The sequence below is a fragment of the Rhodococcus sp. T7 genome (assembly GCF_009872365.1).
In the GTDB taxonomy this organism is placed as follows: Bacteria; Actinomycetota; Actinomycetes; order Mycobacteriales; family Mycobacteriaceae; genus Rhodococcus_F.
The window spans coordinates 65,218-82,663 of sequence record NZ_WXYH01000265.1 but is presented as its reverse complement, the minus strand read 5'-3'; the positions used below and the strand labels follow the sequence as shown (position 1 = coordinate 82,663).

The window sequence follows — 17,446 nt, the reverse complement described above, 5'->3', positions numbered from 1 at the left end:
CCGTGGGTGGAGAAGAACACCTCCGGGCCGCGGGTCATGTTGGCGGCGAGGATGATCGCGATCAGCACCGCGGCGATGAGTTCGATGAACACACCGGCGCTGTTGATCATCGCCATGAGACGGACACCGAGCGCGTTGACGACGGTGGTGAAGCCGATCATCACGGTTCCGAGGATGACGGCGTTGGTGGCGAAGTCGTGTTCCCCGGTGCCGTCGCCGACGATCTGGAAGCCGCTCCACAGCCGCGGCAGATTGAGCTGCAGCGCCAGCACAACGGCCGACAGGGTGACGATCGACGCGGTGAGCATCAGCCAGCCCGCCGACCACCCCACCACCCGGCTGCCGAGCGTTTTCGCCCAGTTGTACACGGAGCCGGCGATCGGGTACTTGGCGGCGAGCTCCATGAAGCAGAGTGCCACCGAGAGCTGGCCGAGAAACACCAGCGGCCACGACCACAGGTAGGCGGGGCCCGCGGAGCCGAAACCGAAGTAGAACAATTGGAAAGTGCCGGTCAGGATGGAAATGTAGCTGACGCCCGCGGCGAAACTCGCGAACTTGCCGATACTGCGATCCAGGGACTCCTTGTATCCGAAATCCTCCAGTCCACTGTCCTGGTCGCCGGTCGTGTTGTCGGGTCTGGTCATTCGATCACTTCCTGAGAAGTCGAGGGGGTCTGCTCGCGCGCCCTGCCGAGTGCACGTCAGGTCGCGGTGAACCATCCCGCGAGAGGTGAGGTCGTGTTGTTCCAGATGTGTTTGACTTCCTGGTATTCGGAGAGTCCGGCGGGTCCGAGTTCGCGTCCGTTGCCGGACTTCTTGAATCCGCCCCACTCCGCCGCCGGCGTGTAGTAGCCGAAGTCGTTGAGCCACACCGTTCCGTGGCGCAGGCGGCGCACCACCCGCTCGCCGCGGGCGGCGTCCGACGTCCGGACCCCGGCGGCGAGGCCGTACTCGGTGTCGTTGCCGAGCCGGACCGCGTCCTCCTCGGTCGTGAATCGCTCGACGGTCAGGATGGGCCCGAACGTTTCCTCCTGCACGATCCGCATCGTGCGGTCGCAGTGGTCGAAGATGGTGGGCAGGTAGTAGCTGCCGCCGTCGAGCGCGGGATCGGCGGGCCGCGAACCGCCCGTCCGGAGCGTCGCTCCCTCGGCGATGCCCAGTGCCACATAGGCTTCGATCTTGTCGCGTTGCGCCGCCGACACCAGGGGTCCGGTCTCGCTGGACGCGTCGAGTCCCGGGCCGACACGGATGGCCTCGGCCCGCGAGACGAGGGCGGCGACGAACTCGTCGGCGATCGACTCCTCGACGATCAGACGCGTCCCGGCCGAGCACACCTGACCCGAATGCAGGAAGACCCCGGTGAGCACCTGGTCGACGGACGACTCCCAGTCGGCGTCCGCGAAGACGAGGTGGGGATTCTTGCCGCCGAGTTCCACGGCGACCTTCGTGACGTGTTTCGCGGCCGTTTCCAGGATGGTGGTGCCGGTGGCGAGTCCTCCGGTGAACGAGATGAAGTCGACGTCGCCGGTGTCGGTGAGCGCGGGGCCGAGGTCGGCGCCGCTGCCCTGCACGAGGTTGACCGCGCCTGCGGGCACACCGGCCTCCTCGATCAGCCGGGTGAACGCGATCGTGCTCAGCGGCGTGACTTCACTGGGCTTGAGCACCATCGTGCAGCCGGCAGCGAGTGCGGGTGCCACCTTCCAGGAGATCTGCAGCAGCGGATAGTTCCACGGTGCGATCAGGACGCACACCCCGATCGGTTCGCGGACGACGCGGGAGACGACGGCGGGGTCACCCACGTCGACGACGCGGTCGCTCGAGACGAGGGCCAGGCGGGCGTAGTACCGGAACACGGAGACGACGTCGTCGATGTCGATTCGACTCTCCACCAGCGTCTTACCGGTGTCGACCGTCTCGATGCGCGCCAGTTCCTCCTTGTCGCGCTCGAGGAGGTCGGCGATACGCGACAGCAGCGACGATCGCGTGGCGACCGGCGTCTGCGGCCAGTCCCCGGCATCGAACGCCGCCCGGGCCGCCTGTACTGCTCGCCCGGCGTCCTCGGGCGACGCCTCGTCCACGGTGGCGATCACGTTCCCGGTTGCCGGGTCGATGCAGTCGCGGGTGCGCCCCGATGTCGCAGCCACCCACTCCCCCGCGATGAAATTCACCGTGCCGAACAATTTCTGGACGTCGAGATCAGCGGATAGCGCCGACATCTTCATAGTGTGTCCGAAACCCTTTCGTGTGCGGAATTTTTCGATGAACCGACGATGAGCGGGTCACGGGAGACGTCCCGGTACAGCGAGACGCACAGTCCGATCATCACCAGCAGGAACGGCGCGGCCGCGATGATCGTCATCGTCTGCAGCCCCTGAAGGGCGTCCGAGCCGCCGGTCCAGAGGATGAGCGCCGCGGTGCCGCCGGTGAGCGTGCCCCAGAACACGACGATCCGTTTGCTCGGGTGCCGGGTCCCCCGCTCCGACAGGGTGCCCATCACGAGCGATGCGGCGTCGGCGCCGGAAACGAAGAACAGGGCCACCAGCACCATGACCAGCACGGTGGAGACACCGGCGAGCGGCAGGTGGTCGAGCATTCCGAACAACTGTCCCTCGGTCGACGACTGGGACGCCACGTCGGTGCCGTCACGTTGCACTCCGATCGCGGAACCTCCGAACACCGCGAACCACACGAGGCTGACCGAGGTGGGAATGACGATCACACCGACGACGAACTGCCGGATGGTGCGGCCACGGCTGATCCGGGCCAGGAACATGCCGACGAACGGGGTCCACGACACCCACCACGCCCAGTAGAAGATCGTCCACGACGACAGCCACGACGCGGTGTCGTCGCCCGCACTCGCGGCGGTGCGACCCGACATCGTCGCGAGTTGCGCGCTGTAGTCGGCGATGGTGGTGGGCAGCAGGTTGAGGATCAGCACCGTGGGGCCGAGGACGAACACGAAGACCGCCAGCACGATGGCCAGCACCATGTTGATGTTGGACAACCAGTGGATTCCGCGGGCCACGCCGGACACCGCCGAGGCGACGAACGCGAACGTCAGCAGTCCGACGAGGGCCACCAGTGCGAACGTGCCGACCTCGCCCATCCAGCCGATGATCTCGAGCCCGGACCCGATCTGGAGGGCACCGAGGCCGAGCGACGCGGCGGTGCCGAACATCGTCGCGATGATCGCGAGCACGTCGATCACCTTGCCCGCCGCCCCCTCGGCGCGACGGCCGAGGAGCGGGATGAACGCAGAGCTGATGAGTTGCTTGCGGCCCCGCCGATAGGAGCCGTAGGCGATCGACAATCCGACCACCGCGTAGATCGCCCACGGGTGCAGTCCCCAGTGGTACATCGTCGTGGCCATCGCCGAACCGGCGCTGCCGTCGGTCCCGGGAGGCGGGCTCACCATGTGCGCGAGGGGTTCGGCGACGCCGTAGAACATCAGCCCGATCCCCATGCCGGCGCTGAACATCATCGCGATCCAGCTGACCGTCCGGAACTCCGGCTTCTCGCCGTCCTTGCCGAGCGGAATCCGGCCGTACCGCGAAAACGCCAGGAACAGCGAGAACACGACGAACCCGGAGGCCGCGGTGATGAACAACCACCCCATGTCGGCGACGAGCCACCCGAGGGCCGCGTTCGAGACGAGCGCGAGGTTCTCCGGCGCCAGCAGGCCCCACAGGATGAGTCCCACCCCGACTGCCGCCGCGGCGCCGAACACCACCTTGTCGACGCCGCCCCGCGGCTCGGCGTGGGCGGGTGCCGCGCGCTCGGGCTCCGGCGCCTGCACTTCGGGAGGGTCGATCACCCTCGGTTGCTCGCCGGCGTACGTCATTTCGCGCCCCCACCCAGCCGGGTGAGTAACCAGTCGTGGAATTCGCCGATGTGATGCTCCGCGGGCACCAGCACACCCCCGTCGCGGTAGGCCTTCGACGACATCGTCGGCTGCGTCCGCTCGCAGGCGTCGAAGTCCTGCTGGTTGACCCGGTGGAACAGTTCGACCGAGCGGGAGACGTCGCGTCCCGACGCCGTGACGTCCGGCGCGTACAGCCAGTCGCATTCCACGATGGTGCGGTCCGCGGACATGGGGTACATGCGGTGGAAGATGACGTGGTCGGGCACGAGGTTCACGAAGACCTGCGGCCGGACGGTGATGGCGTAGTACTTGCGGTCCTGATCGTCGCTGATGCCGGACAACGCTTCGAAGCCGCCGCTTCCGTCGATGGTGAAGCCCTCGACTTCGTCACCGAAGGCGGCACCGTGCCCCACGAAGTACTGTGCGGCAAGGCCGTCCGCGAACTCCGGAAGCACCTCGGTGAGTTCGGGGTGAATGGTGGCGCAGTGGTAGCACTCCATGAAGTTCTCGATGATCAGCTTCCAGTTGGCCGCGACGTCGTAGGTGATCCGGCGGCCGAGTTCCAGGGTTCCGATCTCGTACCGATCAATGGCGGCCGGATCGCCGAGCCGTTCGGTGACGGAGCCGATGACCTCGTCCTCGAACGACGGCGGTTCGTCCGCGAGGCACACCCAGGCGTAGCCGAGCCACTCGCGCAGCGCGACCGGCACCAGTCCGTACCGCACCCGGTCGATGTCGGCTCCGGTCTCGTCGCGCAGCGCGGCCATGTTCGGCGCGGCGACCAGTTTGCCGTCGAGTCCGTACGTCCACGCGTGGTATGGGCACTGGAGGTTCCGCCGGACCTGGCCTTCGTCCTCCGTGCACAGCATGGCGCCGCGGTGCCGGCAGATGTTGAGGAACGCCCGGAGGGCGCCGTCCCGGCCGCGGACGACGAGGACGCTCTCCCGGCCGACAGTGACCTTCTTGAAGGCGCCGGCGTCGGCGAGGTCGGCGGTGCGGGCGGCGCAGAACCACATCGCCTCGAAGACGTTCTCCTGCTCGCTGACGAAAATGTCGGGGTCGGTGTAGTAGCGACCCCCCAGAGTGGGGATCAGTGCCGGGGCGGGCGCGGGAGCGGGGGCTTGGACGTCCGGAGCGGACATAGATGTCACCGTTCTTTCGTTACGGGAAAGATGCGTTCGGTCGGGGCTGTGACCTGGTGTCTGTGTGCGAATGGGCGCAGATCGCAAGGGGCGTCGTTGCCGAGTGTGACGACATGGGTGCTCGATCCGCGACGATCGTTCGAACAGCGGACAACTGTTCCCGCCGAGTCATCGCGGCGTCAGCATTGTTGCGTCATCAGCAACGCTATGCGATTTAGACAACTTAGACCGTCGTCGGCGGACGTGTCAAACATCACATTCGGCACTTCTTTCGCAGACGCGACACGGCCGAAACACCGCGTTAACCACGCGGCACCGAAACCCGGGCAAACCGGACTATCGGCTCGTCCTGCGTTGAGGGAGAGTCACTTCCGGTCGTCAGTCACCCGCGCCGACGGATTGCTGCGCTTCGATCCGCGCCACCGCGTCGGCGATTTCGAGCGCCACCGCCTCGAACTGATCGGGCGCCAGCCGGTACTCCGGGCCGGACACACAGATCGACGCGACGATCCGGTTGGTGACCTTGCTCCGCACCGGCACGGCGATCGAATTGAGTCCCGCTTCGAGCTCCTCGGCCGTGGACGCCCAGCCCCGCGACCGCACGTGCTCGAGCTCGACGTCGAACGCACGGAAGTCGGTGATCGTGTTGGGAGTGAGCGCGCTCAATTGCGGGCCCAGCCTGCTGCGGAGCTGGCCCGACGTCATCTCCGAGACCAGGACCTTGCCGGTCGCGGTCGCATGCGCCGGGGTGACCTGACCCACCCACGTGCGGAGCGCGACATGGCGATCACTGCGAGCTTCGAGCACGTTGAGCGTCGCCGCACCATCCAGCACCGCGAGGTTGACCGTCTCCCCGAACGCATCGGCGAGGCGGTCGCACTCGGGCTGCGCAACCTCGACGAGCCCGCTCTGCGCGACCGTGGCCTCGGCCAACCGCACTACCGCGAATCCGAGCTGGTATTTGCCGCGGACGCCCGCTTCCTCCACGAATCCGCGTTGCTGCAGCGAGGCGATCAGGCGTGAAACGGTCGATTTGTGCACGCCGAGACGTACGGCGATCTCCGTGGCGCCGATCCGGCCCTCTGCTGCGACGATCTCGAGCACGTCGATGGCACGTTCCACGGCGTGTACGGTCTTCGCCTTCCCTTCCACACCCTGGGCCGCGGGTGCCGTCGCCTCGGATTCACTCATGCCCCGAGGTTATGCCCACCGACTTCCGGAACGCAGTTTTTACACGCGAATGCTTGACACCGCGGGGCAGCACCGGCGAGCATTGTGTTGCACAGCTTGCAAGTCGTCGCGCATAGCGCAACAACTGCTCCACAACTTGCCCCTCCTTCCCGACGCATCCGGAGGTATCGAGTGATTCTCGATAACGATTCCCCAGTTGTGATCCACCCCGGCACCACACCGTTCGCCGTCTGCGAACTCATCACCCTGCCCGTGGGCGAAGTAGTCACGGTCACGCCGCCGGGAATGGCTCCCATCTCCGTCTTCCACACCTCCGACGGTCTGTATGCCATCGACGACACCTGCACCCATCAGGACGCCTCCCTCGCCGACGGCTGGGTCGAGGGCTGCACGGTCGAGTGCCCGCTCCACGAGGCATGCTTCGACCTCCGCACCGGCGTGCCGTCCGGTCCGCCGGCCAAGATCGCAGTCCGCACCCACGACGTGTCGATCGTCGACGGCACCGTGCTGCTCCATCTCGAACAGAAGGACGACGCCCGATGAACACTGTCCCGAATTCCATTGTGGTACTGGGCGCTTCACTCGCCGGACTGTCGGCGGTCCGCGCGCTGCGCGAGCAGGGCTACACCGGCCGCCTCGTCGTGGCAGGCAGCGAGCCATCACTGCCCTACGACCGGCCACCCCTGTCCAAGGAGTTCCTCACCGGCGGCATGACGGACGAGGACCTGATGTTGATGAACAGCGACGACGACACCCTCGACGTCGAATGGCGGATGAACAGCACCGCCACCGGACTCGTTCGCTCCCCCGACGGGCTCCACCGCGTCACATTCGACGACGGGTCCCACCTCGACGCCGATGCCGTGGTCGTCGCGACCGGCGCGCGCGCCCGGACCCTGCCCGGGCACCTCGGTCTCGCCGGCGTGCACACGCTCAGATCCGTCGACGACGCACGCGCACTGCGGGAATCGCTGTCCCGGGCGCAGAATCTCGTGATCGTGGGAGCCGGTTTCATCGGAGCCGAGGTGGCCTCCAGCGCGGCCGGAATGAGCCTGCACGTCACGGTCGTCGAGGCCTCGCCGACACCCCTCGCAGGTCCGCTCGGCATCGAACTCGGGGCAATCTGCGCAGGGCAGCACGCCGCACACGGCGTCCGGCTTCTCACCGGATCGGTCGTCGACGCACTGCTGGGCGACGAAGCGGTCGAGGCCGTCCGGCTCAGCGACGGAACGGTCCTGCCCGCGGACGTCGTGGTGGTCGGGATCGGGGCCGTCCCCAACGTGGAGTGGGCGAGCGACTCGGAACTGCTGATCGACGACGGCTTCCTCACCGACTCCTCGTGCAAGACGAACCTCCCCGGGGTGTACGCGATCGGCGACTGCGCCAGGACTTTCGACGACGCCCACCAAGTCCATCACCGGAGCGAGCACTGGAGCAACGCCGTCGCCCAGGCGGCCACGGTGGCCGACACGATCATGGCCACCCCGTCCGGCCCCGCCGCCATCCCGTACTTCTGGTCCCACCAGTACGGCAAGATGCTGCAGTTCGCCGGAACGAGGCACAGCACCGACGAGGTCCGGTTCGTCGACGGCGACCCCGGAACCGGCACGTTCGTGGCCACCTACGACAGGGACGGCGACACCGTCGGCGTCTTCGCGATGAACAATCCCCGGCTGTTCACCCGATACAAGAAGCAACTCGCCAGGTCGCGGGCCTGATGCCGGCGCTACGTGACCGCGTAGCCCAGGCGGTTACTGATCTGCTGGGACGTGTCGAGCGCGGCGCGTGCGACGTCCTCGAACCGTTCCGGCAGCAGTCGGTAGGCGGGGCCGGACACACTCAGAGCCGCAATTATTTTCGACGTGTAGTCGCGGATCGGGACGGACACCGCATTCAACCCGAGTTCGAGTTCCTCTTCGGACTCCGCCCAGCCCCGTTCACGGATGGAATTCAGCGCCTCCACGAGCGCAGGCACATCGGTGAGAGTTTCGGACGTGAGAGCGATCGGACTTTCTCCCACCCGCTCCGCGAGTTCGCTGTCGGACAATTCCGTCAGCAACAGTTTTCCGCTCGCCGTCGCGTGTGCGGGACTGCTCTGCCCCACCCATGTATTGGTACCGACGCCGGACGGGCCGTCCGCCTTGACGATGCTCACCGAGCGATTGCCGTCGAGTATCGACACATTGACGCTCTCGCCGACAGTTTCCGCCAGTTCGGCACACAATTCCTGACTCTGCCGCACCAGATCGCCGTCCGGCGTCGCAGTGCGGGCCAGCCGAACGATCGAATTCCCGAGCTGGAACTTTCCCCGGTTCTTCAATTGGGAGACGTAGCCCCGCGAATCCAGGACAGCGACGAGACGAGACGCGGTCGACTTGTGGACGCCCAGCTCCTCGGCGATTTCCGTGACGCCGGCGGTGCCGAGCCTGGCGAGAATTTCGAGTACTGCCAGTGCGCGGTCCACTGACTGCACAGCGCCGGCAGGCCGGCTCCGATCTCCATTCGAGTTATCGTCCAATTCAGTCATCGCGACTTCAGGATAGGCGACATCCCCGTGCGACGGTTATCTCCATCCACACCCCGTTCCGCGCCGGCGTCGGCGGGCACGGTGCGCATTTCCACGGCAAAACGGGGAATATTCGCCGTTTATCTACTCGATCATCAAAGAGTTACCCACAATTCGGGGTTGACCCCCTTACTCTTCCGGACTTAATGTGTTGATATATCAGTTGCCGATAATGGTTCCGATCAGCCCGATCCGTTTCGCAATTCACAGTTCTCTCCGGCGCCGTCCGAGCCCGCACCGAACATCGAACGTCCCGCCCGCCGCGACAGCGGCAGCACCCGTACTTCGCCACACACAGGCACCCACCGAACCAGGAGGACCATCATGGGGTCACCGCGCGTAGTGATCATCGGAGCCGGCATCGTCGGCGCGAATCTGGCCGACGAGCTCACCGCTCGCGGCTGGGATCGGATCACGGTCCTCGATCAGGGACCGCTGCCGCTCACCGGGGGATCCACGTCGCACGCACCGGGCCTGGTGTTCCAGACGAACGCGTCCAAGACGATGACCGAGTTCGCCCGGTACACGGTCGAGAAGTTCGTCGGACTCGACGTGGACGGCGAATGGTGCTTCAACCAGCTCGGCGGACTCGAGGTGGCCACCACCCCCGAGCGCCTTGCCGATCTGCACCGCAAGCAGGGCTGGGCAACGTCCTGGGGCATCGAGGGCACCGTCCTCGACCCGGCCGAGTGCGCGAAGCTGCACCCGCTGCTGGACGAGAAGCGGGTCCTCGGCGGCCTGCACGTGGAGACGGACGGCCTCGCCAAGGCCTCCCGTGCCGTCGTCGCGCTGGCCCGCCGCGCCGAATCCCGCGGCGCGGTGTTCCAGGGCTCGACGAAGGTGATCGGCATCGAACAGCGCGGCGGCAAGGTCACCGGTGTCGCCACCCCGCACGGGGTCATCCCCGCAGACATCGTGGTGTCCTGCGCCGGCTTCTGGGGTCCCGACGTCGGCGCGATGGTCGGGATGAACGTCCCGCTCCTTCCCCTGGCACACCAGTACGCCAAGACCGAGCAGCTACCCGAACTCGTCGGACGGAACACCGAACTCGCCGAGGCCGGCTTCCCGATCCTGCGCCATCAGGACCAGGACCTGTACTTCCGTGAGCACGTCGACCGCCTGGGCATCGGCACGTACGCCCACCGTCCGATGCCGGTGAACCTGCGCGACCTGGACGAGAGCAACGACGTGTCCTCCTCCGACATGCCGTCGATGCTGCCGTTCACGGAAAAGGACTTCGCGCCGTCGTGGGAGCAGAGCAAGCTGTTGTTGCCCTGCCTCGAATCCGCCGAACTGGAGGCCGGATTCAACGGTGTCTTCTCGTTCACCCCGGACGGCGGCCCCCTCCTCGGCGAGTCACCGGACGTCGCCGGTTTCTGGATCGCCGAGGCTGTGTGGGTAACGCACTCCGCCGGTGTCGCCCGCGCGGTCGCCCAACTTCTCGTCGACGGTCGCTCCGAGATCGAACTCCACGGCTGCGACGTCCACCGCTTCGAGGAGATCCAGATCGCGCCCGACTACGTCAGCGAAACCTCGCAGCAGAACTTCGTCGAGATCTACGACGTGCTGCACCCGCTGCAGCCCAAGGAGTCTCCCCGCGACCTGCGCGTGAGCCCGTTCCACGTGCGCCAGAAGGAACTCGGCGCCATGTTCCTGGAGAGCTCCGGCTGGGAGCGGCCGCACTGGTTCGAGGCCAACGCCCATCTGGTGCAGGACCTTCCGGCCGACTGGCAGCCGCCTGCCCGTGAGCCGTGGGCGGCCATGTTCCACTCCCCCATCGCCGCGGCCGAGGCCTGGCGCACCCGCACGTCGGTGGCGATGTACGACATGACACCACTCAAGCGGCTCGAGATCTCCGGCGCCGGCGCCCTCGCCCTGCTCGATCGGCTGACGACCGGCAAGATGGACAAGTCCGTCGGATCCGTCACCTACACGCTGGCACTCGACGACGCCGGCGGCGTGCGCAGCGACCTCACCGTCACGCGGCTGTCCGACACCGTCTTCCAGGTCGGCGCCAACGGCAACCTCGACCTCGACTACTTCCGCCGGCAGTCCCCGGACGACGGCAGTGTGCAGATCCACGACGTCACCGGCGGCACGTGCGGGATCGGACTGTGGGGTCCCCGTGCCCGGGATCTGGTGCAGGCGCTCAGCTCCGACGACTTCACGAACGAGAACTTCAAGTACTTCCGCGCGAAGCAGGTTCACATCGGCGGGGTGCCCGTCACGGCGATGCGCCTGTCCTACGTCGGCGAACTCGGCTGGGAGCTGTACACGTCCGCCGACAACGGTCTGCGGTTGTGGGATCTGCTGTGGGCGGAGGGGCAGAAGTACGACGTCATCGCGGCCGGCCGCGCCGCGTTCAACAGCCTGCGGATGGAAAAGGGTTACCGCTCGTGGGGCACCGACATGACGACCGAGCACAACCCGTACGAGGCCGGGCTCGGTTTCGCGGTCCGGTTGCAGAAGGGCGACTTCTGCGGGCGCGACGCGCTCGACGGCGTCTCCGACGAGACGGTGGAGCGGCGCCTGGCGTGCCTGATGATCGACGATCGGCAGTCGGTGGTCCTGGGCCACGAACCGGTGTTCGTGGACGGACAGCCCGCCGGGTACGTCACGAGCGCCGCGTTCGGTCACACGGTGGGGGCGCCGATCGCCTACGCCTGGCTGCCCGCGACCGCGACCGTGGACACCGCGGTGGAGATCGAGTACTTCGGGCGGCGCATCCCCGCCACCGTCGTGGCCGAACCGCTCGTCGACCCCGAGATGAAGAAGATCCGGTCATGAGCATCCGGCACGACACGGTCACCGGGTTCCTGGATTCGCTCGCCGATCGAACCCCCGCGCCGGGTGGCGGCGCGACCGCCGCGCTCCACCTCGGCCAGGCGGCCGCGCTGGTCTCGATGGTCGCCCGCTACACCACCGGCAAGAAGTACGCCGACCACGGGACGCTCGTCGAACGCATCTGTTCCTCCGCAGATGCGTTCCGCGAGAAGGCACTGCAGTTCGCCGACGACGACATGGCGGCGTTCACCGCCGTCATCGACGCCTACCGTCTCCCCCGGGAAACGGACGAAGAATCGGGGGCGCGCACGGCGGCGATCGCGACCGCACTCGCCGGCGCGGCCGCGGTGCCGGCCGAGGTGGTGGTCGCGGCAGGTGACGTCGTAGCACTCGCCGACGTCCTGCTGCCGGTGGCGAACCCCACCGTCGTGAGCGACGTCGCGGCCGCCGCCGAGGCCGCCCGCGCCGCCGCCACCACCGCCCGGGTCAACATCGAGGTGAACCTGCCCGGTATCACCGATGCGGACACCCGCCGATCCCTCACCGAGTGCCTGACCGGTGTCGACGCGATCGTCGAGCGCGCCGACGCAGTCACCATACGAGTACGAAAGCAGCTGAGTTCATGACAAGAAGCCTCGGTGGCGCCGAACTCGCCACCTCCATCCGAGACGACGCGTCCGTCGCCGCCGCCGCTCTTACCGACCTCGGAATCCGGCCCAGGCTCGCGGTCGTGCTGGCCACCGACGACGAATCGACGGCCTGGTACGTACGTTCCATCGCGGCAGCCGCGAAACGCACCGGAATCCTGTGCGACATCGTCGATCTCGGTGCGTCGGCGACGACCGAGCAGATCCACGGCACGCTCGTCGAACTCGGCCACGACCCGGACGTCCACGGGATCATCCTGCAGACCCCCTTGCCGGACGGCACCGACCTCGACGCGCTCCGGGAGGCGATCAACCCCGCCAAGGACGTCGACGGCGCGAATCCGGTCAGCCTGGGTCGTCTCGTCGCGCGCCTCCCCGCGTTCGCACCCGCCACCGCACGGGCCGTCATCGCGCTGCTCGATCACCACGGAATCTCCCCGCACGGCAGGACCGCTGCGGTGGTCGGCCGATCGACGGTGGTCGGAAGTCCGGTCGCGCACATGCTCGTGCAGCGCAACGCGACGGTGACCGTCTGCCACCGGCACACCACCGACCTGGCTGCAGGCACCCGTGACGCCGACATCCTCGTGGTCGCCGTCGGCATTCCCGGACTGATCACCGCCGACCACGTCGCCGACGGCGCCGTCGTCATCGACGTGGGGACCACCGCGACCGCCGACGGCCGGCTGCTCGGTGACGTCGACGCCGCGGCCGTGGACGGTCGGGCCGGTGCGCTGACCCCGGTCCCCGGAGGGGTGGGACCGGTGACCACCGCGTTACTGATCGCGCACACGGTCGATGCCGCCGCCACCCAGCACGCCCAGACCCGATCGGATTCGATGCTCGCCGGATTCCGAAGCGGCGTCTGACTTCCGTCTCCAGCCCTTGACCCGCCCGTCCCGCCTGAAATAACATTGACCATCCTGATATATCAGTTTGCTCGGACTAATACCTCAATTTGATTCCGGCATCGAGGAGACCCCCATGACCCAGACCTTCACCCTGACGCTCAGCTGCGCTCAGCGTCCCGGGATCGTTCACGCAGTCAGCTCCTTCCTCTTCGAGCAGAACTGCGATATCGCCGAGCATCAGCAGTTCGACGACACCCGGAGCGACGCGTTCTTCCTCCGCACCTCGTTCATCTCCGCCGAGGACGTCGACGCCCTGCGCCTCACCGAGGAATTCCGGAGCGTCGCCGCGAGATTCGGCATGACGTTCAACTTCAACGGCAGCGACCTACCCCGCGTGATCGTGATGGTCTCCAAGATGGGCCACTGCCTCAACGACCTCATCTTCCGCTGGCGAGCGGGCAACCTCGGCGCCGAACTCGTCGCCGTCGTCTCCAACCACGAGGTGCTGCGGCCGATGGCCGAGGCCGCCGGCCTGCCGTTCGTGCACGTCCCGGTCACGCCGGCCACCAAGCCGGAGGCCGAAGCCCGGCTACTGGAACTCGTCGAGGAATTCGACGCAGATCTCGTGGTGCTCGCCCGCTACATGCAGGTGCTGTCGGACGACGCGTGCCGCGCCCTGCGCGGACGCGCCATCAACATCCACCACTCGTTCCTGCCCGGTTTCAAGGGCGCCAAGCCCTACCACCAGGCGTTCGATCGCGGCGTCAAGCAAGTCGGCGCCACCGCCCACTACGTGACACCCGACCTCGACGAGGGACCCATCATCGAGCAGGAAGTCATCCGCATCGACCACACCTTCGACCCGGTGCGACTCGCCACGGTCGGGCAGGACGCCGAAGCCCTCGCACTGTCCCGGGCCGTGCGCTGGCACTGCGAGAACCGGGTCCTGCTCCACGGACACCGGACGGTCGTCTTCAGCTGAGGCGGCTCCGCCGCCTGTGCGCCTTTTTGGTAGCGGGAACAACCAGAAAGGCGCACGGGCGCGTAGCGCCTACAACAGGTCGCGGATGGCCTGCTCGAAACCGGCGACATGCTCGAGGGTGAGCGCGGACGCGGTGTCCCCGTCGCCGTCGACGATGGCCCGCAGCAGGGCGACGTGCTCGCGGACGTGGGCGGCGACGTCCGGCAGCCGGTCGAGGAAGAGGCACCAGATGCGGGTGGCGTGGGCGTCGAGGCTGACGAGGATGTCTTCGAGGTGCGGATTGCCGGACGCCCGGTAGATCTCGCGGTGCACCCGCACGTCCTTGCGCAGCACGTCGCGCGGGTCTTCGCTGTCGTCGATCTCCGCGATCTCGTCGGCGAGGGCGGACAGCCGGGCCCGGGCGTCCTGCGACGCCGTGCGGGCGGCCCGGGCGGCGGCCGTGGGTTCGAGTTGCTTGCGGATCTCGGAGATGTCGGCGAGGTCGGTCATGTCGACGGCGGTGGCGAACGTGCCGCGACGGGGGTAGGCAATGACGAGACGCTCCCGTTCGAGGCGCTTGAGCGCTTCCCGCACGGGCGTCCGGCCGAAACCGAGTTCCTCGGCGAGGCGGTCGTCGTTGATCGGCTCACCCGGCCGGATGTCGAGCATGACCAGGCGTTCGCGCACGATCTCGTACGCGCGGTCGGCGTTGGTGCCGCCGTTCGATGCCGTGTCGGCGACCGATGAATGCGCCAGGCTCATGTTCCGTCTCCCTGATTCTCCGGAGCTATTGACCTTTGTCCGGTACTGACCTTACGCTACCTTCCAGTTGATATATCAGTTTTAGTTCAACTGACCTTCCAGAAAGGCGAACCATGACCGTGGACACCGCAAACCTCACCGAGGTGGCAGCAGCGAACCCGACGCTGACTCATTCGCTCGCCGACCTCGATCCCGCCGTGCACCAGGCGATCGCGGCCGAACTGGAGCGCCAGCAGGGCACCCTGGAGATGATCGCCAGTGAGAACTTCGCCCCGCTCGCGGTGATGCAGGCGCAGGGGTCGGTGCTGACCAACAAGTACGCCGAGGGCTACCCCGGCCGCCGCTACTACGGTGGTTGCGAGCACGTCGACGTCATCGAGCAGCTCGCCATCGACCGCCTGAAGACGCTGTTCGGCGCGGAGTTCGCGAACGTGCAGCCGCATTCCGGGGCGCAGGCCAACGCCGCGGCGATGGCGGCACTGCTGCAGCCCGGCGACGGCATCCTCGGACTCGACCTCGCACACGGCGGTCACCTCACCCACGGGATGAAGCTGAACTTCTCCGGCAAGCTCTACGACGTCGCCGCCTACCACGTCCGCGAGGACGACCACCTCGTCGACATGGACGAGGTCGAGCGCCTCGCCCGCGAGCACCGCCCCAAGCTGATCATGGCCGGCTGGTCCGCGTACCCCCGCCAACTCGACTTCGCCCGGTTCCGCGCGATCGCCGACGAGGTCGGCGCCTACCTGATGGTCGACATGGCGCACTTCGCCGGACTGGTCGCCGCCGGACTGCACCCCTCCCCCGTCCCGCACGCGCACGTGGTGACGTCGACGACGCACAAGACGTTGGGCGGTCCCCGCGGCGGCGTCATTCTCACCAACGACGCGGCGCTGGCGAAGAAGTTCAACTCCTCGGTGTTCCCCGGACAGCAGGGTGGCCCGCTCGAGCACGTGATCGCAGGCAAGGCCGTCTCGTTCAAGCTCGCCGCCGAACCCGAGTTCCGCGAACGCCAGGAGCGCACCCTCGCCGGTGCGAAGATCCTCGCCGACCGCCTCCTGCAAGCAGATTCGCGGGCCGCAGGCATCAACGTCGTCTCCGGCGGCACCGACGTCCACCTCGTCCTGGTGGACCTGCGCGAGTCCGAACTCGACGGCAAGCAGGCCGAGGACCGGCTGCACCGCGTGGGAATCACGGTGAACCGCAACGCCGTCCCGTTCGACCCCCGCCCGCCGATGGTCAGCTCCGGCGTGCGGATCGGCACCCCCGCTCTCGCCACCCGCGGTTTCGACGAGGCCGCGTTCACCGAGGTCGCCGACATCATCAGCCACGCGCTGCGCCCCGCCACCGACGAGGCCGGACTCGACGGCCTGCGCGCCCGGGTCGACTCCCTCGCCGCCGCGTTCCCGCTCTACCCCACCCTCACGGAGGCGAACTGATGAGTGCCACCCAGCCGCCCGGCGCGCACCTGCCCGACCACCCGGACTTCCTGTGGCGCAACCCGGAACCGAAGAAGTCCTACGACGTCGTGATCGTCGGCGGCGGCGGGCACGGTCTGGCGACCGCGCACTACCTCGCCAAGAACCACGGCATCACCAACGTCGCCGTCCTGGAGAAGGGCTGGCTCGCGGGCGGGAACATGGCCCGCAACACCACGCTGATCCGCTCGAACTACCTGTGGGACGAGAGCGCGAAGATCTACGAGCACGCGCTGAAGCTGTGGGAGGGCCTCGAGGACGACCTCGACTACCCGATCCTGTTCAGCCAGCGCGGCGTCCTCAACCTCGCGCACAGCCTCCAGGACGTCCGCGACAGCGTCCGCCGGGTCGAGGCCAACAAACTCAACGGCATCGACGCCGAATGGGTCGGACCCGACGAGGTCAAGAAGCTGTGTCCGCTGGTGAACATCTCGAGCGACATCCGCTACCCGGTGCTCGGCGCCACGTATCAGCCGCGGGCCGGCATCGCGAAGCACGACTACGTGGCGTGGGGATTCGCCCGGCGCGCCGACGAGGCCGGCATCGACATCATCCAGAACTGTGAAGTCACCGGCTTCGTCACCGACGGCAACAAGGTCACCGGTGTCCGCACCACCCGCGGCGACATCGCCGCCGGGCAGGTCGCACTCTGCGCGGCCGGGCACACCTCCACCCTCACCGACATGCTCGGCATCCGTACCCCCGTGCAGTCCCACCCGCTGCAGGCCCTGGTCTCCGAACTGCTCGAGCCCGTGCACCCGACGATCGTGATGTCCAACGCCATCCACGTGTACGTCTCCCAGGCGCACAAGGGCGAACTGGTGATGGGCGCCGGTGTCGACTCCTACAACGGCTACGGCCAGCGCGGGGCGTTCCACATCATCGAACGCCAGATGGCGGCCGCCGTCGAACTGTTCCCCGTGTTCGCCCGGGCGCATCTGCTGCGCACCTGGGGCGGCATCGTCGACACCTGCCCCGACGCCTCCCCCATCGTCGGCCGCACCCCCTACGACAACGTGTATCTCAACTGCGGTTGGGGCACCGGCGGATTCAAGGCCACCCCAGGGTTGGGCTGGTGTCTGGCGGACACCATCGCGAACGACGAACCGCACGAGTTCATCGCGCCGTTCAGCCTCGACCGGTTCGTCACCGGCGCCCTCGTCGACGAGCACGGCGCTGCTGCCGTCGCCCACTAACCAG

15 protein-coding genes are annotated in these 17,446 nt (G+C 67.5%); 8 read left to right on the top strand and 7 right to left on the bottom strand.

Features of this window, described 5'->3' with window-relative positions; genetic code table 11:
• The 5 genes from MLGJGCBP_RS22810 to MLGJGCBP_RS22790 form a co-directional block, all read right to left on the bottom strand.
• Positions 1-644: APC family permease (locus MLGJGCBP_RS22810; RefSeq protein ID WP_160098215.1), on the bottom strand; the 644-nt coding region annotated here is incomplete at its 3' end.
• Positions 645-700: 56 nt separating this feature from the next.
• Entirely contained in the window at positions 701-2,221 is a 1,521-nt protein-coding gene (locus MLGJGCBP_RS22805) for an aldehyde dehydrogenase family protein (protein ID WP_160098213.1), read from the bottom strand.
• Positions 2,218-3,843 carry a BCCT family transporter gene (locus MLGJGCBP_RS22800; protein WP_160098211.1) on the bottom strand — a complete coding sequence of 542 codons (1,626 nt, stop codon included), beginning with the start codon at positions 3,841-3,843 and terminating at the stop codon, positions 2,218-2,220. The genes MLGJGCBP_RS22805 and MLGJGCBP_RS22800 overlap by 4 nt, the downstream gene beginning before the upstream one ends.
• Entirely contained in the window at positions 3,840-5,006 is a 1,167-nt protein-coding gene (locus tag MLGJGCBP_RS22795; RefSeq protein ID WP_160098221.1) for an aromatic ring-hydroxylating oxygenase subunit alpha, read from the bottom strand. Before MLGJGCBP_RS22795 ends, MLGJGCBP_RS22800 begins: the two co-directional genes overlap by 4 nt.
• A 378-nt stretch (positions 5,007-5,384) precedes the next feature.
• Positions 5,385-6,197 (bottom strand): IclR family transcriptional regulator, encoded by an 813-nt coding sequence (locus MLGJGCBP_RS22790; protein ID WP_160098209.1) that lies wholly within the window; start codon positions 6,195-6,197, stop codon positions 5,385-5,387.
• Positions 6,198-6,395: 198 nt separating this feature from the next.
• On the opposite strand from MLGJGCBP_RS22790, the gene MLGJGCBP_RS22785 reads away from it, so the two are divergent.
• A complete protein-coding gene (locus tag MLGJGCBP_RS22785; protein ID WP_160098219.1) occupies positions 6,396-6,740 on the top strand; it encodes a bifunctional 3-phenylpropionate/cinnamic acid dioxygenase ferredoxin subunit in 345 nt (114 codons plus the stop codon).
• A complete protein-coding gene (locus MLGJGCBP_RS22780; RefSeq protein WP_087562092.1) occupies positions 6,737-7,915 on the top strand; it encodes an NAD(P)/FAD-dependent oxidoreductase in 1,179 nt (392 codons plus the stop codon). Before MLGJGCBP_RS22785 ends, MLGJGCBP_RS22780 begins: the two co-directional genes overlap by 4 nt.
• Before the next feature lie 8 nt (positions 7,916-7,923).
• Here MLGJGCBP_RS22780 and MLGJGCBP_RS22775 read toward each other — a convergent pair whose 3' ends face one another.
• On the bottom strand, positions 7,924-8,724 hold the full coding sequence (locus MLGJGCBP_RS22775) for an IclR family transcriptional regulator (RefSeq protein WP_160098207.1): 801 nt from the start codon (positions 8,722-8,724) through the stop codon (positions 7,924-7,926).
• A 363-nt stretch (positions 8,725-9,087) separates the two neighbouring features.
• Between MLGJGCBP_RS22775 and MLGJGCBP_RS22770 the strand changes: the two genes are divergently transcribed.
• From MLGJGCBP_RS22770 to purU, 4 genes are all read left to right on the top strand, one after another.
• Positions 9,088-11,550 carry a GcvT family protein gene (locus MLGJGCBP_RS22770; protein WP_160098205.1) on the top strand — a complete coding sequence of 821 codons (2,463 nt, stop codon included), beginning with the start codon at positions 9,088-9,090 and terminating at the stop codon, positions 11,548-11,550.
• Positions 11,547-12,173, top strand: coding sequence for a cyclodeaminase/cyclohydrolase family protein (locus tag MLGJGCBP_RS22765; protein WP_160098203.1), 627 nt, complete (start codon positions 11,547-11,549; stop codon positions 12,171-12,173). Before MLGJGCBP_RS22770 ends, MLGJGCBP_RS22765 begins: the two co-directional genes overlap by 4 nt.
• Positions 12,170-13,063, top strand: coding sequence for a bifunctional 5,10-methylenetetrahydrofolate dehydrogenase/5,10-methenyltetrahydrofolate cyclohydrolase (locus MLGJGCBP_RS22760; RefSeq protein ID WP_160098201.1), 894 nt, complete (start codon positions 12,170-12,172; stop codon positions 13,061-13,063). The genes MLGJGCBP_RS22765 and MLGJGCBP_RS22760 overlap by 4 nt, the downstream gene beginning before the upstream one ends.
• Before the next feature lie 115 nt (positions 13,064-13,178).
• Positions 13,179-14,027 (top strand): formyltetrahydrofolate deformylase, encoded by an 849-nt coding sequence (purU, locus tag MLGJGCBP_RS22755; RefSeq protein ID WP_087562097.1) that lies wholly within the window; start codon positions 13,179-13,181, stop codon positions 14,025-14,027.
• Between the two features lie 69 nt (positions 14,028-14,096).
• Here purU and MLGJGCBP_RS22750 read toward each other — a convergent pair whose 3' ends face one another.
• Positions 14,097-14,768, bottom strand: a complete 672-nt coding sequence (locus MLGJGCBP_RS22750; RefSeq protein WP_160098199.1) for a GntR family transcriptional regulator — start codon at positions 14,766-14,768, stop codon at positions 14,097-14,099.
• Positions 14,769-14,881: 113 nt separating this feature from the next.
• On the opposite strand from MLGJGCBP_RS22750, the gene glyA reads away from it, so the two are divergent.
• Positions 14,882-16,207 carry a serine hydroxymethyltransferase gene (gene glyA / locus MLGJGCBP_RS22745; RefSeq protein WP_160098197.1) on the top strand — a complete coding sequence of 442 codons (1,326 nt, stop codon included), beginning with the start codon at positions 14,882-14,884 and terminating at the stop codon, positions 16,205-16,207.
• A complete protein-coding gene (locus MLGJGCBP_RS22740) occupies positions 16,207-17,442 on the top strand; it encodes a sarcosine oxidase subunit beta family protein (RefSeq protein WP_160098195.1) in 1,236 nt (411 codons plus the stop codon). The genes glyA and MLGJGCBP_RS22740 overlap by 1 nt, the downstream gene beginning before the upstream one ends.
• The last annotated feature ends 4 nt before the right edge of the window (positions 17,443-17,446 follow it).